Source organism: Psychrobacter raelei, assembly GCF_022631235.3.
Classification (GTDB): domain Bacteria; phylum Pseudomonadota; class Gammaproteobacteria; order Pseudomonadales; family Moraxellaceae; genus Psychrobacter; species Psychrobacter raelei.
In genome coordinates, this window is sequence record NZ_CP093310.2 from 1 (window position 1) to 24,121 (window position 24,121).

The 24,121-nt window shown below is 42.9% G+C and carries 17 protein-coding genes; 11 read left to right on the top strand and 6 right to left on the bottom strand.

Features of this window, described 5'->3' with window-relative positions; all coding sequences use genetic code 11:
- From dnaA to MN210_RS00025, 5 genes are all read left to right on the top strand, one after another.
- Positions 1-1,413, top strand: a complete 1,413-nt coding sequence (gene dnaA, locus MN210_RS00005) for a chromosomal replication initiator protein DnaA (protein ID WP_011959298.1) — start codon at positions 1-3, stop codon at positions 1,411-1,413.
- A gap of 260 nt (positions 1,414-1,673) precedes the next feature.
- Entirely contained in the window at positions 1,674-2,849 is a 1,176-nt protein-coding gene (gene dnaN, locus MN210_RS00010) for a DNA polymerase III subunit beta (protein ID WP_338412338.1), read from the top strand.
- Positions 2,850-3,144: 295 nt separating this feature from the next.
- Positions 3,145-4,524, top strand: coding sequence for a DNA replication/repair protein RecF (gene recF, locus MN210_RS00015; protein ID WP_338412339.1), 1,380 nt, complete (start codon positions 3,145-3,147; stop codon positions 4,522-4,524).
- A 243-nt stretch (positions 4,525-4,767) separates the two neighbouring features.
- A complete protein-coding gene (gene gyrB, locus MN210_RS00020) occupies positions 4,768-7,422 on the top strand; it encodes a DNA topoisomerase (ATP-hydrolyzing) subunit B (protein WP_155587223.1) in 2,655 nt (884 codons plus the stop codon).
- 200 nt (positions 7,423-7,622) lie between these two features.
- On the top strand, positions 7,623-8,210 hold the full coding sequence (locus tag MN210_RS00025) for a manganese efflux pump MntP (protein WP_011959302.1): 588 nt from the start codon (positions 7,623-7,625) through the stop codon (positions 8,208-8,210).
- A gap of 262 nt (positions 8,211-8,472) precedes the next feature.
- On the opposite strand, the gene rlmF is transcribed toward MN210_RS00025, so the two are convergent.
- Complete coding sequence (gene rlmF, locus MN210_RS00030) at positions 8,473-9,456, bottom strand: 23S rRNA (adenine(1618)-N(6))-methyltransferase RlmF (protein WP_338412340.1); 984 nt, start codon at positions 9,454-9,456, stop codon at positions 8,473-8,475.
- Positions 9,457-9,939: 483 nt separating this feature from the next.
- On the opposite strand from rlmF, the gene MN210_RS00035 reads away from it, so the two are divergent.
- Complete coding sequence (locus MN210_RS00035; protein ID WP_241878807.1) at positions 9,940-10,746, top strand: crotonase/enoyl-CoA hydratase family protein; 807 nt, start codon at positions 9,940-9,942, stop codon at positions 10,744-10,746.
- 216 nt (positions 10,747-10,962) lie between these two features.
- The gene (locus MN210_RS00040) at positions 10,963-11,910 is read left to right on the top strand and encodes an AEC family transporter (protein ID WP_241878808.1); all 948 of its coding nucleotides are present in this window, start codon (positions 10,963-10,965) and stop codon (positions 11,908-11,910) included.
- A 261-nt stretch (positions 11,911-12,171) separates the two neighbouring features.
- Here MN210_RS00040 and MN210_RS00045 read toward each other — a convergent pair whose 3' ends face one another.
- Both MN210_RS00045 and MN210_RS00050 read right to left on the bottom strand, forming a co-directional pair.
- Positions 12,172-14,361 carry a KAP family P-loop NTPase fold protein gene (locus MN210_RS00045; RefSeq protein WP_338412341.1) on the bottom strand — a complete coding sequence of 730 codons (2,190 nt, stop codon included), beginning with the start codon at positions 14,359-14,361 and terminating at the stop codon, positions 12,172-12,174.
- A 121-nt stretch (positions 14,362-14,482) separates the two neighbouring features.
- Complete coding sequence (locus MN210_RS00050; RefSeq protein WP_011959307.1) at positions 14,483-14,911, bottom strand: hypothetical protein; 429 nt, start codon at positions 14,909-14,911, stop codon at positions 14,483-14,485.
- A gap of 149 nt (positions 14,912-15,060) precedes the next feature.
- Here MN210_RS00050 and MN210_RS00055 point away from each other — a divergent pair, with 149 nt between their 5' ends.
- Entirely contained in the window at positions 15,061-15,513 is a 453-nt protein-coding gene (locus MN210_RS00055; RefSeq protein WP_241878811.1) for a GNAT family N-acetyltransferase, read from the top strand.
- Positions 15,514-15,560: 47 nt separating this feature from the next.
- Positions 15,561-16,712, top strand: a complete 1,152-nt coding sequence (locus tag MN210_RS00060) for a MalY/PatB family protein (RefSeq protein WP_338412342.1) — start codon at positions 15,561-15,563, stop codon at positions 16,710-16,712.
- 138 nt (positions 16,713-16,850) lie between these two features.
- Here MN210_RS00060 and MN210_RS00065 read toward each other — a convergent pair whose 3' ends face one another.
- Complete coding sequence (locus MN210_RS00065) at positions 16,851-18,746, bottom strand: BCCT family transporter (RefSeq protein ID WP_083757349.1); 1,896 nt, start codon at positions 18,744-18,746, stop codon at positions 16,851-16,853.
- Between the two features lie 585 nt (positions 18,747-19,331).
- Here MN210_RS00065 and guaA point away from each other — a divergent pair.
- Positions 19,332-20,930 (top strand): glutamine-hydrolyzing GMP synthase, encoded by a 1,599-nt coding sequence (guaA, locus tag MN210_RS00070; RefSeq protein WP_110815849.1) that lies wholly within the window; start codon positions 19,332-19,334, stop codon positions 20,928-20,930.
- Positions 20,931-21,166: 236 nt separating this feature from the next.
- A complete protein-coding gene (locus MN210_RS00075) occupies positions 21,167-22,609 on the top strand; it encodes an ATP-binding protein (protein WP_338412343.1) in 1,443 nt (480 codons plus the stop codon).
- Positions 22,610-22,797: 188 nt separating this feature from the next.
- On the opposite strand, the gene MN210_RS00080 is transcribed toward MN210_RS00075, so the two are convergent.
- Together MN210_RS00080 and MN210_RS00085 are read right to left on the bottom strand one after the other, a co-directional pair.
- A complete protein-coding gene (locus tag MN210_RS00080; RefSeq protein ID WP_241878817.1) occupies positions 22,798-23,130 on the bottom strand; it encodes a hypothetical protein in 333 nt (110 codons plus the stop codon).
- 3 nt (positions 23,131-23,133) lie between these two features.
- Positions 23,134-24,111 carry a zinc-binding dehydrogenase gene (locus MN210_RS00085; RefSeq protein ID WP_241878818.1) on the bottom strand — a complete coding sequence of 326 codons (978 nt, stop codon included), beginning with the start codon at positions 24,109-24,111 and terminating at the stop codon, positions 23,134-23,136.
- Between the last annotated feature and the right edge of the window lie 10 nt (positions 24,112-24,121).

A 24,121-nucleotide genomic window follows, 5' to 3' on the forward strand; every position in this document is an offset into this window, starting at 1 on the left:
ATGTCAGATAGTTTGTCGTTGTGGGATAGATGTCTTAATGACTTAAGATATCAGCTCAAAGAAAATGAGTTTACGATGTGGCTGCGTCCACTTTCAGCTCATATCATTGGGGATAAGCTAGAGTTGCTTGCTCCAAACCAGTATTTTGTCTCCCACGTACAGCAGCATCATTTTGCCGCAATTGAAGTATTGGCTAAGCAGCATAGCAATGGCGAAATACGTCAAGTTGTGATTCAAGTGGAAAGTAGCGTGCACTCTGGTGGGCAGACGAAAGCGGGTCACACTACCCTAGCCAGTGCGCAAAATGGCCCTGTGGTGATGAGTGCTCAACAAAATCTGCAGACTCAAAATGAAGAGGATGCCGATGCCGCCCAAATGGCGTCAGATAAGTCACTTAGTTATATCAATCCCTATTTTACTTTTGAGACCTTTGTCAGTGGTAAGTCTAATATGCTGGCTTACAAAGCCTGTCAGGAGCTTGGCAAAAAACAATCGCAGAATCGTCATAACCCGTTGTTCTTGTACGGACCTTCTGGTCTCGGTAAGACGCATCTGATGCACTCTGTGGCACATCGATACTTGAAAATTGGTAAAACGTTTTACTATTTTTCTTCTGAGAAGTTTATCAATCAGCTGGTCTATGCACTACGTAACCAGAAGATTGAAGAGTTCAAACGTAAGATTAAACGGGTGGACTTGTTGATTATTGATGACGTGCATGTGTTGGCGGGCAAAAATAAATCCAGCAATGAGTTTTTGTCGTTATTTGCCGATTTTATGGTTGAGGGCAAGCAAGTTATCCTAGCTTCAGATCGTCATCCGTCACAGATGACAGAGTTTGATGAACGATTTCGCTCACGTTTTTCATCAGGGCTGGCTGTGGCGATTGAGCCGCCTGAGATGGAAACACGCATGCAGATTCTGCAGAAAAAAGCTCATCTATCAGGGGTTGATCTTCCCAAAGAGTGCGCTTTATTTATTGCTCAAAACGTGGTGTCGAATGTCAGACGTTTAGAAGGGGCATTAAACCAAGTGGTGGCCACAGCCAACTTGACCGGGAATCCCATTGACCTTGACATGGTGCAGTATGCACTAAAAGATGTGATAGCCATTCGCTCGCAAGCGGTAAGTATGGATAACATACGTAAGGTGGTGGCGGAGTACTATGATGTGTCGGTGAAGGATTTGATGAGTAAAAAACGCACCCGTAGCATCGCGCGTCCTCGTCAAATTGCCATGGCCCTGGCTCGGGAATTAACCAAAGACAGCTTCCCTGATATTGGCCAGTCTTTTGGCGGTCGTGATCACACCACAGTCATGCACGCCTGTGATAAGATTGCTCAACTGCGTAGCGAAGATCCGGTGTTGGATAAAGAATATAAAGCCTTATCTATGACTCTACAGGCGGGATAAGATTACAATCTGGCCTGACTTCAGCCTTATTTAGTCGCTGGGGCAGGGGTGTTTGTGGTGTGTACTTTGTTATTTGGGTATACTAACAGGTCACTATTAATGGCATTGATCTGGTTTTTTTTGGTATTTATAAAACATGCCATAACCCGTTATTTACAGTTTATAACGGCATCCTTGTGTCATAGTGAGTGTTAAGCTTTATAATCAATACTAAATTGGCTATTAACTTATATTAAGACCCCATTAAAGAGTCCTATATTATGCAACTGTCTATCAATCGTGAACTGCTCTTAAAAGCCATTAATCTAATTGCTAAAGCAGCAGACAAACGCCATAACATGGTCGTTTTGGGTAACATTAAACTAGAGGTTACTGAGCAGCTACTGATTTTGACGGCCTCAGATCTAGAAGTAGAGCTGAGCGCACAAGTTAAGCTTGGTAATGGTGCCACAGGTAGTATTGGTGCGACCACGCTGCCGGCATCTAAATTACATGAAATCTGTAAGCTACTGCCTAAAGACACCATGATTAACCTTGCAGCGGAGAGTAATGAGCGCTGCGTGATTAATAGTGGCAAAAGCCGTTTTGTACTGGGCACATTGCCAGCTGCAGACTTCCCAATATTGGGTAATCCGGCCAATATTACGCCGCTCACCTTAAGCCGCAATGTGCTGATGGATCTTATGGCTAAGACGCAGTTTGCGATGGCCATTCAAGATGTTCGTTATTACCTTACCGGTATGTTATTTGAAGTGTCGCAGCGTCAGCTCACCACGGTTGCCACAGACGGTCACCGTTTGGCTTTGGCTCGTAGTGTTATTGAAGTGGCAGATGATTTTAGCATGCAGGCTATTTTACCGCGCAAAGCAGTTATTGAGCTTGAGCGTTTGGCCAATGAGCTGGGTAAATTAGTGGGGGGTAATGATGGTAACCTCACCTTAAGCTTTGGCCGTGAGTTCTTACAAGTAAGCCTACCTTTTGGTAGTGTGGACAGCACAGGCCAGATTGATGACTCAGTACGTGTGACCTTTACGGCACGCTTAATAGATGGCAAATTCCCTGATTATCGCCGAGTTATGCCTAATAATACTGATAAAATAGCACTGGCTAATAAAGAACAAATGACCGATGTCTTAAGACGGGTTTCTATCTTAAGTAATGAAAAGTCGCGCGGGGTTATTTTTAAATTCTCGCAAGATGGCAATGTCGAAGTACGTGCCAATAATGCTGAGCAGGATGAAGCAGTCGAAGCCTTACAAGTAAAATATCAAGGTGCCCCGATTGAGTTGTCGTTTAACGCAGCCTATTTACAAGATGTACTCGATGTCTTAGGCGGCGATGTGCAACTACACATGAGTCAAGCTAATAGCTCGGTATTGGTAAATCAGCTCAATGACAGCCAACACCAATATGTCATTATGCCCATGCGTATTTAACCGCTTATGCTGTCCCATAATATTAAAAGCTAATGCCATAATAAAAAAGCAAAACTTAAGGTTTTGCTTTTTTTATGGGGATAAGCTGTGGATAACTTTTCCTAAAACTATAGTCAGTAATTACCGATTTGATTTAACATAATCTTATGGCAAGGATGTTTTGACATTATGTTAAATACAATATGCATATTTAAATCGCAATGATTGCTGTCATAATGCTAACTATGGCTGGCTTAAAGTAAGTCAGGCTATTTACAACTCTATCGATATCTATTCATAGCTTGAAGGTTTTTTTATGCTGACGCAACTGAGCATTCATCAATTACGTAATTTGCATTCCGTTAATATCAAAGTCGGGCAGTGTAACGTGTTTGTGGGTGCCAATGGCAGTGGTAAGACTTCTTTACTAGAGTCATTGTATCTGCTATCGCGGGGTAAAAGCTTTCGTCATCATCAGCCCAAGCGCTATATCTCACATCATGCTGCGCACGCCACTGTCCATGCCAAGTTTGCCAATGGCAGCAGTATGGCCATCCAAAAGGCGCAAGATGCCAGCACCATTCTGCGCTTAGATCAGCAGACAGTATATGTACAAAGTGCCTTGGCTAAGCAGTTGCCCACCTTGCTCATTGATCCCTCATCGATGGATGTGCTTGAAATAGGTAGCAGCAGTCGTCGTCAGTTATTAGACTGGATAACGTTTCACGTGAAACCTGGCTTTCATGCACAGTGGTTGGCTTACCAACGTCTATTAAAGCAGCGCAATACTATTTTAAGGCAGTCTGGGTATTTGTCCGATTATCAAAGACAAGAGTTGGCAGCTTGGGACAAGGGGTTGGCCAATCATGCCGCTTTAATTACTCATTATCGCCATGAGGCATTTGAGGAGTGGCAGCCCTTATTCAATCAATTAATTGAGCAGTTGTTGCCAGATTACGCTCCTTTTATTCAGCTCAGGTTCTCTGCCGGATACAACACGGATCAGCCTTTAGATGAGTTATTGCAGCAGCGTCTGGCGCAGGATTTTCAGACGGGTTATACCCGAGTTGGCTGTCATAGAGCGGATATACAGGTGCTTTGGCTTGAAGATGCACAGGCTAGACAGACCGTACAGCAAGCTGCTGAAACATCGGGTATGGCGCAGACTGCTGCCCATTCCAATATTCATTCTCATGCTGACATAAAGTTATCCACAGACCTTGTGGATAATATAGAGGATGTGAATAACTGGGAAGATGAGACCGCTTATACCTTGACAGGTAACGTGCGAGAGCAGGCTGCTAATGTATTATCACGTGGTGAGAAAAAACTGTTAATTACCGCACTTCGCTTGTCTCAGCTACCTTTACTATCCACAAAACTATCCACAAAGTTATCGCTCACTGATTCTGCCGCTGTGACAGACACTGTTATAGGCTCTAATAGCGCCTCTGAAGACCAACCACACCCTTCGGCTTTAAGCGATGCCATATTACCTGTGGTCTTACTAGATGATATCACTGCTGAGCTGGATGAAAGGGCGCTGAGTATCTTGCTTAAGACGCTCTCTGAGTTGTCGTGCCAGATATTTATTACCAGTTTGGATGGCGATATTATGCCGCAAATTAAACAGTATTGGCCGCAGGCGCAAAGGTTTCACGTGAAACAAGGGCATATACAAAAAATGACTGAGTAAAGGGGGCTTAACCCTACAGTTTACGGCAATTGACGCCTGTACAGTGCATGCTTTTATGACTAAAAAATGCTATAATAGTGAATAAGTTTTATACTAAATTTATTGGCATAGTGACCCTAGTATTTGGCAAGATTGGACTGCCAAAACTGAAGATTAGAGAAGGTTGACAGGTCAGCTATAAAGCCACGACGCCATTTGAATTGCTGATACTCTCAGCATTGCCGTTTTAGGAAAGGATATAACATGAGTGAATCAAACCATAATACCGAGCAAGCGCTAGTACAAGGCTTGCCTGAAGGGGTCGATGCCACAGACTTACCAGCAGGTGCAGAGCCAGAAGAATATAGCTCAAAAAATATTCGAGTATTAAGAGGCCTTGAAGCTGTACGCGTGCGTCCGGGAATGTATATCGGGGATACTGATGACGGTACTGGCTTACACCACATGGTGTTTGAAGTAGTCGACAACTCAATTGACGAGGCATTAGCAGGGCACTGTGACCAAATCGATATCATCATCCATGAAGATGAATCGGTCAGTGTGATGGACAATGGCCGTGGTATTCCTATCGATGTGCATCCTGAAGAGGGCGTGTCGGCCGCTCAGGTCATTATGACCGTGCTGCATGCCGGTGGTAAGTTCGATGACAACAGTTATAAGGTGTCAGGCGGCTTGCACGGTGTGGGTGTCTCAGTAGTGAACGCCTTATCCAAAAAGCTTGAGATGAATATTTGGCGTGAAGGCCACCATTATCAGCAGACTTATAGCGATGGCGTACCAGATAGCGATATTCAAGAATTAGAAAAAACCAATAAGACAGGTACTCAAATTCGTTTTTATCCGAGCCCAGAGGTATTTACCGGTACCGTATTTGACTTTGATATTTTAGCCAAGCGTTTACGCGAGTTGTCATTTTTAAACTCAGGGGTTCGCATTGTGCTAACCGATGAGCGTACAGACAAACAGCATGTGTTCGAGCACAAAGGTGGGCTATCGGAGTTTGTGGCTTACATCAATTCTGGCAAAGAAGGCCTAAATGATGTCTTTCATTTTGTCAGTGAGCAAGAAGACGGTATCGTTGTGGAAGCGGCACTGCAGTGGACAGATACTTATAATGAAAAAGTGCTGTGTTTTACCAACAACATCCCACAAAAAGATGGCGGCACTCACTTATCAGGTTTCCGCTCAGCCTTAACCCGTTGTCTAAATAGCTATATGGACAATGAAAAACTGGTTAAAAAAGAAAAAGTGAACACCACAGGCGACGATGCGCGTGAAGGCTTAACCGCCATTGTTTCGGTCAAAGTACCTGATCCTAAATTCTCAAGTCAGACCAAAGACAAGCTGGTATCGAGCGAAGTGAAATCCGCTGTTGAATCAGCGATGCATGACAAGTTTAATGACTACTTGCTTGAGCATCCAGGTGCGGCAAAATCTATTGCCAATAAGATTATTGATGCGGCCCGTGCTCGTGATGCAGCCCGTAAAGCACGTGAATTAACGCGTCGTAAAACCACTTTAGACATCGCTGGTCTGCCCGGTAAACTGGCTGATTGCCAAGAAAAAGACCCAGCATTGTCTGAATTATATATTGTGGAGGGTGACTCAGCAGGTGGTTCTGCCAAGCAGGGTCGTAGCCGTAAGACTCAGGCTATTTTGCCGCTTAAAGGTAAGATCTTAAACGTTGAGCGTGCCCGTTTTGACAAGATGTTATCCTCTGCTGAAGTCGGTACGTTAATCACCGCGCTAGGCTGTGGTATTGGCCCCGATGAATACAATCCAGATAAAGTACGTTATCACAAAATCATCATTATGACCGATGCCGACGTGGATGGCTCACACATTCGTACGCTGCTTTTGACCTTCTTCTTCCGTCAAACACCAGAGCTTATCGAACGAGGCTATGTCTATATTGCTCAGCCGCCTTTGTACAAGGTAAAAAAAGGCCGTCAAGAGCTGTATCTAAAAGATGATGAGGCGCTCAAAGCGTATCTATTATCCTCGACGATTGATGAGATGAATCTACACATTAGTGAAGATGCACCAGCCATTACCGGTCAAGCCTTAGAGACGTTATTAAACGATTATAACCAAACACAACTGGTGAAAGCACGTTTGCAGATTCGTTATCCTGCAATATTGCTCGATGCTTTGACTCATGTGCCTAAGCTGACTACAGACATGACTTACGACTTCGATGCCATGACTGAGTGGAAGCAGCAGTTGCAGGCTCAGCTAGAGCACTTCGGTAGTGATTTGCGCCCCTCCATTGAGCTTGATAACATCCATGCGCCGCGCACAGATGAGCTGTCTGAAGCGGCTAAAGATGCCAACAATCAGTTTAAATTTAAAATCGGCGCAAAAGTAGACAGCCCGAATAGTGATATTGAAGATGCCGAAGTTGTGGAAGGTCAAGACAGCGACATGCTATCAACCAAGCCGCAGTGGTTGCCTCGTATTACCATTTACGTGCATAACTTGGCACAGCATTATCTGCTTGATGCCGGCTTCTTTAATTCAGGCGAATACGCACGCTTGATGCGTCTGTCAAAACAGTGGAATACGTTGCTGACAGAGTCCGCCTTTATCCGCCGTGATACCACAGCTGGTGGCACCAAAGATACTCTGATTCGCAACTTTGATCATCTATGGCAACAAGTGATGCAAGAAGCCCGTCGTGGTCTGTCTGTGCAGCGCTACAAAGGGCTGGGCGAGATGAACGCCGACCAGCTTTGGGACACCACCATGGATCCTGAGAACCGCCGTATGTTAAAGGTCACCATTGAGGATGCGATTGCCGCTGATCATTTATTCATGTGCTTGATGGGCGATGATGTAGAGCCGCGCCGTCAGTTCATTGAAGAAAATGCCTTAACCGTTACCAATCTTGATATCTAAACGCTTAGTAGTTAAAGCCAGTAGTAGTCAAGAGAATGGACAACGTATAACGACTTAAATCACTAATAAAAAAGTCATCTTGCTAGCAAGGTGGCTTTTTTGTTTCACGTGAAACATAAGTTTTTTGTTCTCTGTTTTTAGTTGGTTTTTACTTTTCAGCTATAATAGCTGCCGTTGCTGAGTGCTTAGGAAATTAACCCATGATTGACGTTCTATTTTTGGCCATTGCTTTAGCAATGGATGCGTTTGCTGTGTCTATTGGACTGGGGGCAAAACAGGCCAATACTGCCTTTTCAAGCGCAGCAAAGGCAAAGTCTATGTTATTAAAGCTGGCACTGATGGCAGCACTTTACTTCGGTGTGGCTCAGGGCGTGATGCCTTTGATTGGCTATTTATTGGGATCAGCTTTGCTTGGATGGTTGGCCTCCGCAGCCCCTTGGATTGGCTGTATTATCCTCATTGGTCTGGGCGCAAAAATGCTATATGAGGCCATACAGGGTGACCATGAAGAAGAGGAGCTCGGGCTAGATGACAATCAGAGCGTCGATCACAAACTGATGGGCACGATGGCGATTGCTACCAGTATTGATGCGATGGCAGCAGGATTTACCTTAAACTTATTAGCCGTCAATGCTTGGCTGGCCTGCTTAATTATAGCGCTTGTGACCGCTTTATTTAGCTTCTTTGGGGTATATTTAGGCCGTCAATCAGGAACCTGGCTTGAAGATAAAGCGGAAGTCGTGGGCGGTGTGGTGCTGATTGCCATTGGTATCAAGATGGTTTTATAGCTATCGTCGGCGAACAACTAAACAGTTACGGTGTTAACCTCGCTAAACCTGCATTTGTAGACCTTACGCTCGGTTGCCTTGTCACCATTTTAGACTTCTTTGACTATATAAAGTGGCACAGTATAAAGTGGTCAAGTATAAAGTGGTCAAGTATAAAGTAGCCAAGTATAAAGTGGTTAGCCTGTTAATAATAAAAAAGAGCCTGCGTCATAACGCAGGCTCTTTTTTGGTTTACAGTGTCATCAGGTAAGTTGTTCCAGCCTTATTTAAAGCGCCATGCCAAAATGCGGCTGGCTTTTTGACCATGCTGCATATTAATGGTCTTGATTTGTCTGGCGCCTACTTTGCGCAGTAAGGCGTCAAGCGGTTTTAGGTTTTCGGCACGCGATACAAGGGTGGTAAACCAGTTGACGTGCTGGGCATAATCCACGCTTTCATTAATCATGCGGCTAATAAAGGCAAACTCACCGCCTTCGGTCCACAGCTCTGCGTTTTGACCGCCAAAGTTTAGGTTATTTTTGGCATCAGCAAACTTGTTGGCTTGGCCATTGGGGTTGCGGCGGGCACGGTTTTTTTGCAGTTTGCTTTGTTTGCGATTATTGGCATCCAGCACGTCTTGCATTGATCCGTGAAACGGCGGGTTACACACAGTGATATCAAAATAATCGTGTTCACCGATAATGCCTTTAAAGATATTTTTTGGGTTCTTTTGCTGTTTGACAGTGACCAGTTTTTTTAGATTGGGATTAATCTCACAAATGGCCTTGGCGGTATTAATAGACACAGGATCAATATCGGTGGCGGTGAAGTACCAGCCATAGCTTTGACTGCCGATAATTGGATAAATTAAGCTGGCACCGGTGCCAATGTCTAACACATGTGGTTTTTTGTTCTCTGAACCACTGTTGTTATTGTTAAGTAAGTCTGCTACTTGATGAATATAATCGGCACGGCCAGGAATAGGCGGGCACAAATAACCTTTGGGTAAATCCCAGTATTTAATGTTGTAATGATGCGCCAATAACGCTTTATTGAGGGTTAATACCGCATCGGCATCCGAGAAGTTGATCGTCGCCTCACCGCTCGGATTGGTAATGGCATGTTTTTCAAGCTCAGGTAAGGCTTTGATAAGCTTATCAAAATCATAACGACCTTGATGCGGATTGCGCGGATGTAATGTGCTGGCAGCAGGCTTATTAGCAGGTGTAGGGCGGGTGGTATTTTTTGGCGTTACAGGGTGTGTCATAGTCGTAAAAACTTATTCATGTGAGGGGTGGATAATTAAAATAGATAGGCAATGAAACCTGAGGTATAACGGTGATGAACCAAGATAGGCGATAAAAATAATAACTGGCTATGATTAATGTGTGTAAAACCTCTAAAGACCTTGTTTATCAAGGCTTTCAGAGGTTTTTTAAGCTGTGGATAACTATTTTTATAACAAAAAATCATCAATTAATGATTTAAAATTTATAATAAAATCAATATCTTGCGTTTAAGGTGTTTTCTTTAAAAAGTTTACAATATTAAGCTGTTTTTTAGTTTTGGCAATCTTGCCGCTAGTTTAACAGGTTTGGGGCAATAACATCGCGCTGAAACTCAACAAATTACATATCTGCGAGGTTTGCTAAGCCTTGTACATAAGATTATAGTGAAAGAGATGCTCGCTTGAGCTAAAAACAATACGAGCTAAATGCCGTCATCTATGATTTATAAAAGGATAATAATAATGAGCAATAATAGTCAAAATAATGCCCCATTCACTCGTCTCACTTATCAACAAGATGGCCACATCTGCCTAATCGGTCTGAACCGAGTCGATAAACGTAATGCTTTTGACAGCCATATGATTGCCCAGTTATCAAAGGCACTAACTGACTATGAAGCCGATAGCGAGCTACGCTGTGCGCTCATCTTTGCTCATGGCGAGCACTTTACCGCAGGTCTGGATCTCATGGAACTACAAGACAAGCTTGATAAAGGGGTGTTTGCGTTTGATGAGTCTCAAATCGATCCTTGGGGCATCAGTGGCAAGCTGCGTACCAAGCCTGTGGTAGTGGCAGTACAAGGTACTTGTTTCACGGCGGGTATTGAGCTGATGCTAAATAGCGATGTGGTGATCGCCAGTGACGACTGCAACTTTGCCCAGATGGAAGTGCAGCGCGGCATCATGCCGTTTGGCGGAGCGACGGTGCGTTTTGTGGCGGCGGCAGGTTGGCAAAAAGCCATGCCGTATTTATTAACCGGTAAGCCATTTGATGCCAATACTGCTGACAAATTAGGTCTGGTCAGCGACGTGGTACCCAAGGGTGAGCAGTATAACCGAGCCTACGAGCTGGCAACTGAGATTAGCAAGGCGGCACCGCTGGGCGTGCAAGGGGTATTGGCATCTGCATTAGACGGCGCGCGCAATGGCGCAGACAGTGCTATGGCCGATATCCACAGCTTTTTACCGCCCTTATTTGAGTCGGAAGATGCCCGTGAGGGCGTGATGGCGATGGTTGAGCGCCGTGAGGCCAACTTTAAGGGACGTTAAGCCCCAAGCCGCCCTTTAATGCTTGGTTTAAAAAGCAGGGTTCAGCTAATTGGGTGGTATCAAGTTTGGCTTGAGTAGACCAAAAATAGACTAAAAATAAACCAAATAACACTGCCCTGGGTTTGAATGAAACCAGGGCGAACTGAGTCGATTATCATCAATACCGCCTTTGAGCGATCTGTATTTCTACCCTGCCGATAAGAGGCAACCTTATATATGTTGGATATTATTAACATCACCGCCCCTATTTTTATCATTATCGCGCTGGGTTATTTAACGGTAAGATTGAAGGTGATTGACCCCAGGCACGCCAAAGGCATGGGCAGTCTGGTGTTAAAGATTGCTTTGCCAGCTTTGGTGTTCAATGCAATTGCTGATATGCCCTTTGAAGAGGTGATACGGCCATATTATCTCATTATTTATGGGCTTGGCTCGCTGCTGGCCTTTGTCATCGGTCTGATGCTGACCAAGCTTATTTGGAAACAAGACAATGTTTCTGCTGCGCTGAATTCTACAGCGCTATCCTTCTCCAACAGTGCTTTTATCGGTTATGCCGTTGCGGCTATGGTTGTTGGCTCAAGTGTTGCCGCCAGCTATCTATCGATGGGCGTCATTATTGAAAACCTACTGATCCTGCCGATGCTGTTTATCATGGCAGAGCTGAACGGAAATTCTGGTAAGTCATTGGCCGGCGTGTTGTTAGGTATCACCAAAAACTTTACCCGTAATCCGCTGATTATCTCTATTGTGGTCAGCATTGTGTTTTCTATCTTTCGTCTGCCTATCCCCTCAATAGTGGCTGGAACCATTAAAATGCTTACGGGTGCGGCCGCTCCTGTTGCGCTATTTGTGATTGGGATGAGCTTGTATGGGCTTGAGCTAAAGGGTGATTTGCCTAAGATTACTACTATTGGCCTGGGTAAGCTGATTGTGCATCCATTGATGATACTGCTGGCCATCAGCATGATATCAGGCGGTAGCTTACAAGATAACTATGTCGCTATGCTGTTTGCCTCAGCCCCCGTATTTTCGACCATTGCTATTATTGGTCAGCATTATGGGCTGGTCAATCGTATGTCTGCCATCGTGATTGTCTCCACCATTGGCTCGTTTTTTAGTATGAGTGCGGTGCTGATTTATTGGAAGATGACGATTGGGTTTTAGGGTGTGACAGGGCGGTTGTCAATCAGATAACTAGGTAGGCAGCCAATACCGCTTTTCGCTGCTATCTGTCGTCTTAAGTGGGGCGATGCGCTAAGGTTTGGCGCGTCGCTTGCTTTGCGCGCCACGCAAAACCAAGCTTATGCAGCCCACTTTAGCCACCAGTATATCCGCTTCAATCGGGGCTAAACCACTCCTACGGCAGGGTTTGCGGTTCTTAAAAGGGTTCAGATTTAGTTTTACTTTATATCTCAAGATTCAGATTTATTTGAATAATAAAACTTTTGAATTGACTGAATTAGATAAAAACTCAAATTCTCGATGTGACCAGTCTTGTTTATATAGCCATGCAAATTGTTGAAGTATAGTTCTCTTTCTATCGTATTCTCGCTTATTTACTTTGGGATATTCTTTAAGGTCATATAATAGATCAGAACAGCTTTGTTCTAGTTTTCCAAAAATTATAGATGAATTTATGTTTTTAGATAAATATTCGTATGTATCTTTCTCGAATAAACCTTTACTATTCGTTCCATCGAGTAAATTTTTTGAAGTAGAAGTATGTGCATCAAGTATTCGATAAATAGCATTATCATCAGAGCTTATTATCTTTTCAATATAGTCGTTGACGACATCTTGATTAATATATTTATTGAGTAACCAAAATATATAAGATGTAGGATTCTCCTCATCTAAGGTAATATCTTTATCTTGAATTTCAGCTAATATTTTTCTTGCTAAATGAGTACCGATATCCCTCATTTCTTCTGAATTAAGATAATTTGGTTGTGCATTATCTCTTTGGTCATGCTTTAAAAATTTGAAAATTGTTGTTTGATAGTCAATCGTATTTGCATGGTTAAATAAATTTTTAACGACTTCAACTCGCTCAACCTTAGAAACGTTAAGTATAAGGTCAGCTATTAGCCAAGTCGATTGTGTATAAGCATCTGCCCACATGAAGTTGTCTTCAGCCGGTAGTTTTTCACTAACTTGAGTGATAGCAATCGCCATTTGATTAGCGCCTATTGAATCTATACTTGCAACTTTTTTATACAGCTTTTGTATTAAACTATCAGCATTTTCAGGAGTCAAAACTACAGATAACGGATTAGTCTCAATCGAATAAGGCTGTTGCCAATTATTTATATCCTGTATTAGCAGATTGAGATTAGTATCAGAGATGTCATTGGGCAGTAAAGAGTATCCAAAATATCTAAAAAAGTAGTTTTTAGAACAAATATTCTGGTTTTTATCCCATATCTTAAGGGAATCTCCAGAATGATAGGTATTACTATAAACGGCTTGTAACCTAGGGAATATATCTTTAAGTAACTCTATTATGCCTTCTTTTTCTGTTACATTGAGATTTAATATGGTCTCATCAATTAGTTCTCTGATATGTTCTTTATTTGCATCATCGTTTCCATATTGACTCGAAATAAAAGTACCTGCAAATAAATCTTGATTATTTTTTATGAAGTCGTAAAGCTTTGGATAAAAGAGTCTGATACCTTCAATAAGCATTACATCAATGGGATTAACCTCACCTTTTAATATGGGTAAGGAAAACATAAGGGTATTGCTATAGAGCTTTGCCTTTCTGGGCGTAGATATATGGTCGTCAAAAGCAGATAGATAATTGATGTGGAATCTTTGAACTTGTTCTTGAGTTAACTCGATGTTAGCTAATTTTAATGCCTCATCAACACCTTGAAAGCAAAACCTCCTTAACGTTGATCTATCAATATGTGGCAAATTTAATGGCACTTGAATTATTTTTTCTAGAAAAGCCTCACCTGAATTACCTTGAGAGTTTGAATATCTATCTTGTAGAGAGGACGCAACAATATCTTTATCAAAAGCAAGGATGTATGAGGTGTATTTAAAGTCTGCTGTTAACTTAACTAAGCGAAATAAAGAGTGAATTTCTGTCTTGTCTAATCTATCAACGTCATCGATTAAAATCAAAACACGTTTTTTGGACGTCTCTAATAGCTCTTCGGTTCTTGTTTTAAAAATATCTATATCAGGCATGGATATAAATGAGGTGACAATATCTCCTACAGCCTCAACATTCGCCATCTTAGATAAGGGTTGTATTATTTTGCTTCCAATATTTTTTAGTGTATCTCCTGAAGTGGTTAACTTTTTATCCAATGCATCAGCAATTTGATTAAAAAACCCCATTAAAAGCTGGTCTTCAGTACCAAATCGCCACGGATTAAATTTAATACAGATGACATCGTCAGTACCAACCAAAGATTGTTCGATAAAGTTTAGTACTGAAGTTTTACCATCACCCCATGCACCATATAGACCAATAACAATACTGCTTGAGTCTTTCCTGTCAGCGATAACTTGAGCAACTCTTTCAGAGAAACTCCAACGTGAGAACTCATCGTCGTCTATTTTAGAAACTGGAGCGTCCGAAGAGTATGATTCATTTTGCATTTCCAACTCCTTATGAAGTAGGTGGGCTGTAATTTCACGATAGCCTCACCTATCATGGAAAGAAATTAGCATAGGCTGATAGTTAAGTTGCCATTTAAAATAGCTGCTTAATAAACCTTATCTAACACTCAATCCCTACCAAATGCACAGAGCCTTTTGCATTTTGCTTATCTAAGTCTTCACGGCGTTTCAATGGTTCCGTGCATCCACGTGGCTGAATATAAGTCTCAGCAATTAACTCTGCCGCATTTTTACTAATACGTTTTTCATCTGTCCGGCGCACCAACACATAATAAGGCTGCTCAAAAGGCACGATAAAAGTGTCCAAAATATAAGTATCGCCTGCAAGTTTAGTTTCGAGATGATTTTCCTCAACCAAGCTTAAGTCATAAGTTAATTTTTCTATATCCGCAGCTATCTTGGACTTTTGTTGGGTTGATTGCATATTTGGTTGGCTAGTTGATGTGGTTTGACATGCCGTAAGTGGTACTACAAATGCGAATAAAAGCGCGGCTAATGCTTTAGGTGATGCTGTATTAAATAAGGTCATAGTGATAAATCTCTATAAATTAAATCAAAGTATTAATGGGCTGAAAATGGATAGGTAACGCTTTAATTGTAATCTTAATATACACCATAGAAGTGGGTGTTTTAATGTTATTCTTTTAACTATCTTAGACCAACAACAAGGCCAATCCCATGACCATCCGCCAAATGACCCTCAATGATTACCAAGCTGTATACCAGTTATGGATAAACACGCCCAATATGGGTTTAAATGACGTTGATGACTCTAAAGACGGTATCGCACGGATGCTCAAGCGCAATCCAACGCTAAGCTTTGTTGCAGAGGTTGAAGGTCAAAAAGGTAGACACATCGTTGGTGTGATTATCGCAGGAGAAGATGGGCGACGCGGTTATATTTATCATACTGCGGTGGATGTGGCTTATCGCAATCAAGGCATCGGCGAGGCACTGGTTAATCATGTAATGGATGCGATGAAGGCATTGTCTATTAGCAAAGTTGGGTTGTTTATTTTTCAGCGCAATGAGATTGGTAATGGCTTTTGGGAGCGATTGGGCTTTAGCGTGCGTGATGACTTATACTATCGTAATAAAGCAATTATCGAGCTTGAGCGGATAGATACTTAAAGCACTTAAACATAGATACAAGTGACATTAACTACGGGAACCCCACCATGCAGTACAATTTCGATGAAGCAATCGACAGAAACAACACCGGCTCGCTCAAATGGCATTATGAAGATGACACCATTCCATTGTGGGTGGCTGACATGGATTTTAAGGCCGCTCAGCCTATTTTAGACAGTCTACAGCAGATTATTACGCATGGCATTCTTGGGTACACCAAACAAACCGATCGCTTATATCAGGCGATTATCAATTGGCACAGTAGCCGCTATGGTCTAGAGCTTGAGGCCAGTAACATTCTGTTTTCGCCCGGCGTGGTCCCCAGTATTGCGTTACTGGTCAATTTGTTTACTGAGGTGGGCGATGCAGTACTGATCAATGATCCGATTTATGCACCATTTGTGGCCAAGACCAAGCTAAATGGCTGTAAAGTTGTCAGCTCGGCATTACAAGAGGTCAACGGGCGTTATGAGTTTGATTTAGAAGACATCGAAGCCAAGATTAAAAAGCACAAAGTGAAGCTGTTTTTGTTGTGTAATCCGCACAATCCGGGCGGGCGAGTATGGACCAAAGATGAGCTAAAAGCGGTGCTTGAGCTGTGTAAAAAGTATCAAGTTGCCATTGTCAGTGATGAGATTCATCAAGATCTAACCCTAACTGGTCATACCTTTACCCCGTTTTTAAACTTGGCATCAGGCTATGAGCACATGGTGGTCAGCCTAACCTCGATGACTAAAACCTTTAACATTGCGGGTATCAAAGGCTCGATGATATTTGCAAAAGACAAAGCTTTATTAAAACAAATCAGCAATCAGCAGCGCTTAAACGATGAATATGAGCTAAATATGTTTGCCTATAGCGCCATGCAAAGTGCTTATGAGCAGGGCGGCGAATGGCTTGAGCAGGCGCTGGCTTATATTGAAAAAAATATTGAGTTAACGGTAGATTATCTGGCCAAACATTTGCCCGATATCAAGGTGATGCGCCCTGAGGCCTCCTATCTAATTTGGCTGGATTGCTCAGCTTATGCTGACGACAATCAGGCGCTATATGACAGCCTACGAGATGCTAAGGTCGAGCTCAATGCTGGTATCAGCTATGGTAGTGAAGGGCATCTAAAAATGCGTATTAATGTGGCTTGCCCAGAGTCGGTATTGCTTGAAGGCTTGGCGCGGATCAAACAGGCACTAAATCATTAAAGCAGTTGCAACATGAAATAAAAAGCGGCGGGATTCATTGATGAGTTCCGCCGCTTTGGTTTTAGACGATTTACAAAGGTACTGTCTCTGGCTATCTGGCTCTGGCTATCTGACCAATAACTGTAGCCAATAGCTAACTTATTTATCTGAGTCTTTATCGAGCTCATCTTGCTTTTCTTCTTCAGCAAGCTGTGCTTCTTCATCCTCAATCATGGTTTCCCACTCTTCTTGCTGTGCCAATACTGAGCCCTCAGGAGCCTCAGAGGTTTCGCCTTCTTCCCAAGGTGCATTTTCGGCCAGCTCTTCAATATGAATGGTTTTCAAGTTGTAATCTGGCTGATAATGTAGGTCGTAACGGGCCGCTTTAATCAGCGATAACATCATCATAGATAAGATGATAATCAGTGGCGCACCAGCAATAATGGAGGCGGTCTGTAGTGTGGCCAAGTCGCCTAAGAACATCAAGATGGCTGGCAGTAGACACAAGGTAAATGCCCAAAATAAGCGGTTCCAGCGGTGCGGCTCATCATCCACTTCTACCTGTACCACAGACGCTAAAATATAGGAGATAGAGTCAAAGGTCGTCGCGGTGAAGATGATGGCTAAGAAGGTAAATACCGATATGACCAAGTACGACATGGGGAGGCTATTTAAAATCGCAAAAATAGCTGCCGTGGCTGTCTCATTGTTTAAAATTGATACCACATCGACGGTACCGGTTAGCTGCAAATATAGGCCATAGTTACCCAAGATAATCATAAACATTGCACAGCCCAATGAGCCGTAGAACATAGAGCCCACCACCATGTTTTGAATAGTGCGACCACGTGAAATCTTAGCAATAAATAGACCAATAGTGGGTGCAAATACTAGCCACCATGCCCAGTAGAACACGGTCCAATCTTGTGGAAAAGTGGTGTGCTCAAAGCCAAAACTACCAAAGTCTTTAAACGGCTCAATATAAGTCATCATCCGCGGCATTTCAGTAAGGGAGCGTCCCAAAGCCTCTAGACCTGTATTAAAAATAAAGACGGTAGGGCCTGTTACTAAAATAAATAGCAAGAAGGCTACGGCAAGATAAAAGTTGATATTGGATAGTTTTTGAATACCGCCTTTAAGACCTTGATAGGCACTATAAGCGAAAATCATGGTGGTCACGAACAATACCGCCAACTGCATGGTAATATTGCGCGGTAGGCCAAATAAGTTATACAGACCTTCGTTAATTAGGGGTGAGGCCAAACCTAGCGTGGTCGCACCACCACCAACCATACCGAACACAAACAGCACATCGAGCATTTTAGCCCAGTTGCTGCTGGCAAGCTTCTCACCCAATAAGGGCATTAGGGTCTGACTGACTTTGAGAACTGGGGTCTGGCGCACGTAATAAAAATAGGCGATAGGCACAGCCGGTACCAGATAGATGGCCCAAGCCACAGGGCCCCAGTGGAATATGCCATAAGTGGTCGCCCAGCGGATGGCATCGGGGGAGCCTGCGGCAATATTAAACGGTGGTCCTTGGTAATAGTAGGCCCACTCAATTAAGCCCCAGTACAGGATACTGGCACCAATACCCCCACAAAATAGCATGGCTGCCCAAGAGGCATCGCCAAATTCAGGGGTGTCTTCTGGACGACCGAGTTTAATTTTACCGATATCAGAGAAGATGATGTAAATCACAAACATCATCGCCAGCACCCCAAAGGTGAGGTAGGCAAAACCAAAATTAGTGGTGACAAAATTACGGGCAATACCGACCCACTCTTTACCTTGCTCTGGGAAGAAAATTAGTGGAATACAGATGCCCAATAAGATGGCCAATACCATCCCAAAGGTGAACTTATCAATACGGGTATCAGGCTCATGATCGGGACGGCGCTGCGAGATTTGCATACCTGCATTAAAAGTCCCTAAGCGAGGTGGCCGGGTATGCCGGGTAGTGGCCCTAATAAAGTCAGGTAAATAATCGTCTGAGTCCAAATGAGAGGGTCGATTGGATTTGTGGCTGTCTTTACGGCCACTGGTGTTAGTCATGTGTTGACTCCTGTATTAATAGTGATGGGCTAATCCTTTAATAAAACTAATAGGTGCCTATATATTAACATACCAGATAGGCCGCTAAACTAACCAACTTTTAAAGCCTATTCTGGCTTAATTATAAAAGCCACCCGCTACATTAAAAGTCATTATCGAAACTTAGGAGCACCATTAAAGCTAACCGCCACTATTAGGATGAGAAGCTGCCAAGCCCTTTATCCTATCAAATTAACAACCAGTCATGCGCCCGTTATTGCTTTGTGCAGACTTTCTAGCTGGACCATTTGTCTCGCATGGCCATCAAAAAATAAAACAGTACTGTCGTGACCATGCTTAAAATGGCGATATACGATAGGTCTTGACCCAGCGATAACACCCAGTTAAGTAGATTATTTAAAATAAATACTATGATAAAAAATACGATTGCGCTTTTTAATCTCATAATAGAAGACCTTTATAACAATTTATTTGTGATATCGACATAATTCTCTGTCATACAATCCCCATCATAACGCATAAACTTGTTAAAATAGGCGCTAAAATTTTTGCTAGTTATTCTTTATTCAAAGACTGGAAGACATTATGAGTATAGCCGCACCCACCATCAAAGAAGACCGCATTTTAATTATCGATTATGGCTCACAGTACAGCCAGCTGATTGCCCGCCGTGTTCGTGAAGCGGGCGTATTCTGCGAAATGTATCCTTATGATATCGATACCAATCGTATCGAAGCATTCGGTGCCAAAGGTGTGATCTTATCAGGTGGCCCTGAAAGTGTGCACGACGAAAATAGCCCAAGAATCAATCAAGCTTTGTTTGATTTAAATGTGCCGATCTTAGGCATCTGCTACGGCATGCAGGCCATGGCCGATCACTTCGGTGGTAAGGTTCAGGCAAGTGATGTGCATGAATTTGGCGCGGCTACCATTGATGTGACGGGCCATAGCGCTTTACTTGATGGTATTGAAGATGAGCACAAAGACAACAGCCGCTTGCATGTGTGGATGAGCCACGGTGACAAAGTAGTTGAAGCCCCTAAAGGCTTTGATATCGTCGCCAGTACGCCAAGCTGCCCCATCGCCGTGATGGTCAATGAAGACAAAAAATACTACGGCCTACAGTTCCATCCAGAGGTAACGCACACCTTACAAGGCGACGTGTTATTGTCTCGCTTTGTGCATCAAGTGTGTGGCTGCGCCGGTGACTGGACGCCAGATAACATCATCGATATGCGGGTTGAGCAATTAAAAGAGCAAATCGGTGATAAGCAAGTTCTACTTGGCCTATCAGGCGGTGTGGACAGCTCAGTTGTGGCGGCCTTATTACACAAAGCCATTGGCGATCAGCTGACTTGTGTGTTCGTGGATAATGGTCTACTGCGTCTGCACGAAGGCGACCAAGTGATGCAAGTATTCGCCGAAAATATGGGCGTAAAAGTGGTGCGTGTCGATGCTGAAGATCGCTTCTTAAGCGCATTAGCGGGTGAGAGTGAGCCGGAAGCTAAGCGTAAAATCATCGGCAAAACCTTTATTGATGTATTCGCCGATGCCGCCCGTGATATCAGCCAAGGCAGCGACGGTAAGCCGGTTGAGTTCTTAGCGCAAGGTACCATTTACCCAGACGTGATTGAATCTGCCAAATCACACCAAGGCAAAGCGCATGTGATTAAGAGCCACCACAACGTAGGCGGCTTGCCCGATGACTTGCAGTTTGAATTGGTTGAGCCATTACGTGACTTGTTCAAAGATGAAGTCCGTAAACTGGGTATTGCCTTAGGCTTACCACACAAAATGATTTATCGTCATCCATTCCCAGGTCCAGGTCTAGGCGTACGCATCTTAGGCGAAGTCAAAAAAGAATATGCCGACATCCTGCGTCAAGCCGATGCTATCTTTATGCAAGAGCTTGAGCGCTCAGGCTGGTATGAGAAAACTGCGCAAGCCTTTGCGGTATTCACGCCAGTGAAATCTGTGGGCGTGGTCGGTGATGGCCGCCGTTATGCGTGGGTTATCGCCCTACGTGCGGTTGAAACCATCGACTTTATGACTGCCCGCTTTGCGCACTTGCCATACGAGCTAATCGAGACGGTCAGTAACCGCATCATGAACGAAATCAAAGATGTGTCTCGTGTGACTTATGATGTGTCGAGCAAGCCGCCGGCGACTATTGAGTGGGAATAATTGACAAGTCAGGTTGAGTCAAATAGACGTTTATTGCGGTGTCAGGTTCGCTTAATGCACTTGATGTGCAATTTGCGCTCATCTTCCTTGCACTAAATGCCTCTTTGACTCACCCTAGATAACAGGTTTATAAATAGAAAAGCACCCAATCGGGTGTTTTTTTAATATTATACTAACTACTGAGGAGTTATATAATATAGTTTTATTCTGATATTTATCTAAATTAAAGAGTATGTATGGAAAGCCAGTCAATTGAATATAAGTCTGATATACCTAAAAAGCCTAGTCAGTTAAAAGCTGAGATGGTTAGTTTTCTAAATTCAAATGACGGTACTATATATCTTGGTGTCGATGATGATGGAAAACCAATTCCTGAGAAAAGGAGTAAGTTTAAAGAGTGGGAATTATTAATTACTGAATGGATTAATAATGCATTCAATACGTCTGTCCATGAGTTTGTAAAAATTAAGGTAACAGATGAAGCATTTGGTATTCATATTAAAAAAGGTGATAAACCACCTTATTACTATAAAGAAGGTGAAGGCTTTAATCTAAAAGGTATCTACATTCGTGTGGGTAGCAGTAAACGTCGAGCAGATGATGATGAAGTTAGACGTATGCTAAAAGCACAGGTTGCTGATGAATTTGATAGCCAGCCAATTAAGAATGATAAAACACTTAGTTTTCAGTATCTAAAAGATAAGCTCTCAGAGTTTGGTATTGATTTTGATAAAAATGGGTTAAGGCTATTAAGTGCTAGTGGTAGTGAAAAATATAATAATAATGCACTACTACTAAGTGATCAAAACCCTTTTTGTACTAAGATAGCTGTTGTTGATGGCTTGGATATGGCATCTGACTTTTTAGCTAAAAAAGAGTTTAATGGTTCTCTGATTAAACAAATTGATATGACATTAGAATATATATCCTTATTAAACGATAAAAAAGTATCCTTCACAGGCGCGGCTGCACGACTTGAGCACGAAGGCTATCCCTCTAAAGCTGTTAGGGAGGCTGTTATAAATGCATATGCCCATAGGGATTACTCTTTATCAGCGGATATCAAAGTTGAAATTTATGATGATAGAATGGAGATATTTTCAGCAGGTGGGATACCTGATGGTATCAGCGTATCAGATATTAAAAAAGGCATCAGTGCACGTAGAAATCCCAGTATCGTTCATGTGTTAGACAAAATAAGATACATAGAAAATTTCGCAACAGGTATTAGAAGGATTCTTGCCAGTTACAAAGGCTTTGATAAAGAACCAGAGTTTGATGTCACACCCAACCAATTTAAGGTGGTTTTATATAATCGACATTATTTTGACAATAATATAGTTAAACAAAGCTCGCAAGGTAGTATTTGGAAAAATGCTCTTAGTGAGGGAGAACAACTTGAACTAGGTTTTATCAGTAGTGATGATATAGAAAAAGTTAATGAAGAAAATCAACAAGTTCAAATATCTGAACCTAGACTTGAGTCTAACGATGAAAAAATTATTAAACTGTTAAAACTAAATGATGAGATGTCACGCAAGGAAATTCAAGAATATTTAAAAGAAAGTAAAACGAAAACATATCAAAGATTAAAAAAATTGATTGAAATTGGTTTTATTAATACTCGTGGACAAAATCGTTCGGTCGTTTATTATTTAACTGATAATGAACGCAAATGAACGCAAATGAACGCAAATGAACGCAAATGAACGCAAATGAACGCAAATGAACGCAAATGAACGCAAAAATTTGTCTTCGAATGTGTAAATCACACAGTACATATCATCTCTTTGGCAGACTGTTAAAGTCTACAACTCAAACATAAGAAAGCACCCCACTGGGTGCTTTTTAATGTCGAATCGAGTGATTAAGCTGAATTAGACACAAAGTAGGTAAAAAGCAGCAATGCAGATAGCGCAAAGTTAGCGATAACATTGGTCCATAATGGCTTAAACTGTGGGCTTTGCTTATCAAACGATATTTGATACAACCGAATCAAATACATAACCCCTGTCAAAAGCACGATAAAGAAAGGGTATAAGGTGACAGTCGAGGTAAACTCACTACGCCTAAAGTCCGCTATCAAAATAAAGATCAGCTGCACACTGCAATACAGCATCACAATACTGATGATAAACTTTAACCAGAATATCGCTTTATTCTGGCTAAAATCGGCTCGAATTCTATCCCATAGGTTCATACGCTAAACTCGTAGTAGCACCTTACCTTTCTTACCTTTTTGTACCTCACCAGACACGGCAGTAGTGATGTCATCTAGCGTATAAATAGCGTGTACAGGTAAAGACAGCGTGCCTTCGAGTACGCGCTGCTTTAACTCATCAATCAGGCGCAGCTTATTGTCCAGACTCATCTCACGGCTGGTTTTACTGCCCCAGAAGCCTTTGACGACCACTTCTTTAAAGATCAAATTACTGGGGTTTAATACCATAGGCTGGCCGGCCATCACACCAAAAGACACCAGAGTACCGCCGCTGCCAAGTAAGGTTAATAAGTCATTGCTGGCCTCACCGCCGAGTGAGTCTACTGCGGCATCAATTTGGGCGGCGCCAACAATTTTGCGAACCTGATCTTGCCAGTCAGATTCAGACACATCGACCACATGTGCCACTCCCAGCTCTTTAAGAGAGTTTGCCGCTTCTGCTCGGCGCACCAGACTAATACTGTTGACGCCGCGCGCTGCTGCGAGCATGGCAAATGATTTGCCCACCGCACCATTGGCTGCATTTAACAGTGCCCATTGCCCAGCTTTAAGCTCTAAAAACTCAAGCAGCATTAGGGCACTAAGCGGCATCGCAATCAGCTGAGCGGCGATTTCATCGTCAATGGCATCAGCAATAGGGAACACCATTTTAGCCGGTGCAGTGAAGTACTCAGCCCAGGTGGCGTGTACGCTGGCTGCCGCCACACGTTGACCGACTTCAAAGCCTTCTACCTCAGAGCCAATCGCATCGACAACGCCCAGCGCTTCACTACCTGCAATGGCAGGCAAGTTAGGCTTGTCGCCATATTGACCGCGGATGGTGATTAAGTCGTGATTGTGAATGGTGGCCAAAACGGTCTTAATACGAACCTCATGGGGTGCCGGCTCAGGAATGGGTCGGTCTGTTATGCTAAGTACGTCTGAGGGTTTGCCAAACTGTGTATAACTGGCTGCGCGCATAGTCAAGTCC

Bases quoted from the DNA above. Each gene is read 5' to 3' on its own strand.
- MN210_RS00065 (WP_083757349.1), bottom strand. From the start codon at position 18,746: ATGACTAACACCAGTGGCCGTAAAGACAGCCACAAATCCAATCGACCC.
- MN210_RS00045 (WP_338412341.1), bottom strand. From the start codon at position 14,361: ATGCAAAATGAATCATACTCTTCGGACGCTCCAGTTTCTAAAATAGAC.
- MN210_RS00085 (WP_241878818.1), bottom strand. From the start codon at position 24,111: ATGCGCGCAGCCAGTTATACACAGTTTGGCAAACCCTCAGACGTACTT.
- MN210_RS00055 (WP_241878811.1), top strand. From the start codon at position 15,061: ATGACCATCCGCCAAATGACCCTCAATGATTACCAAGCTGTATACCAG.
- guaA (WP_110815849.1), top strand. From the start codon at position 19,332: ATGAGTATAGCCGCACCCACCATCAAAGAAGACCGCATTTTAATTATC.
- MN210_RS00080 (WP_241878817.1), bottom strand. From the start codon at position 23,130: ATGAACCTATGGGATAGAATTCGAGCCGATTTTAGCCAGAATAAAGCG.
- MN210_RS00035 (WP_241878807.1), top strand. From the start codon at position 9,940: ATGAGCAATAATAGTCAAAATAATGCCCCATTCACTCGTCTCACTTAT.
- dnaA (WP_011959298.1), top strand. From the start codon at position 1: ATGTCAGATAGTTTGTCGTTGTGGGATAGATGTCTTAATGACTTAAGA.
- recF (WP_338412339.1), top strand. From the start codon at position 3,145: ATGCTGACGCAACTGAGCATTCATCAATTACGTAATTTGCATTCCGTT.
- MN210_RS00060 (WP_338412342.1), top strand. From the start codon at position 15,561: ATGCAGTACAATTTCGATGAAGCAATCGACAGAAACAACACCGGCTCG.
- dnaN (WP_338412338.1), top strand. From the start codon at position 1,674: ATGCAACTGTCTATCAATCGTGAACTGCTCTTAAAAGCCATTAATCTA.
- MN210_RS00075 (WP_338412343.1), top strand. From the start codon at position 21,167: ATGGAAAGCCAGTCAATTGAATATAAGTCTGATATACCTAAAAAGCCT.
- MN210_RS00050 (WP_011959307.1), bottom strand. From the start codon at position 14,911: ATGACCTTATTTAATACAGCATCACCTAAAGCATTAGCCGCGCTTTTA.
- gyrB (WP_155587223.1), top strand. From the start codon at position 4,768: ATGAGTGAATCAAACCATAATACCGAGCAAGCGCTAGTACAAGGCTTG.
- MN210_RS00040 (WP_241878808.1), top strand. From the start codon at position 10,963: ATGTTGGATATTATTAACATCACCGCCCCTATTTTTATCATTATCGCG.
- MN210_RS00025 (WP_011959302.1), top strand. From the start codon at position 7,623: ATGATTGACGTTCTATTTTTGGCCATTGCTTTAGCAATGGATGCGTTT.
- rlmF (WP_338412340.1), bottom strand. From the start codon at position 9,456: ATGACACACCCTGTAACGCCAAAAAATACCACCCGCCCTACACCTGCT.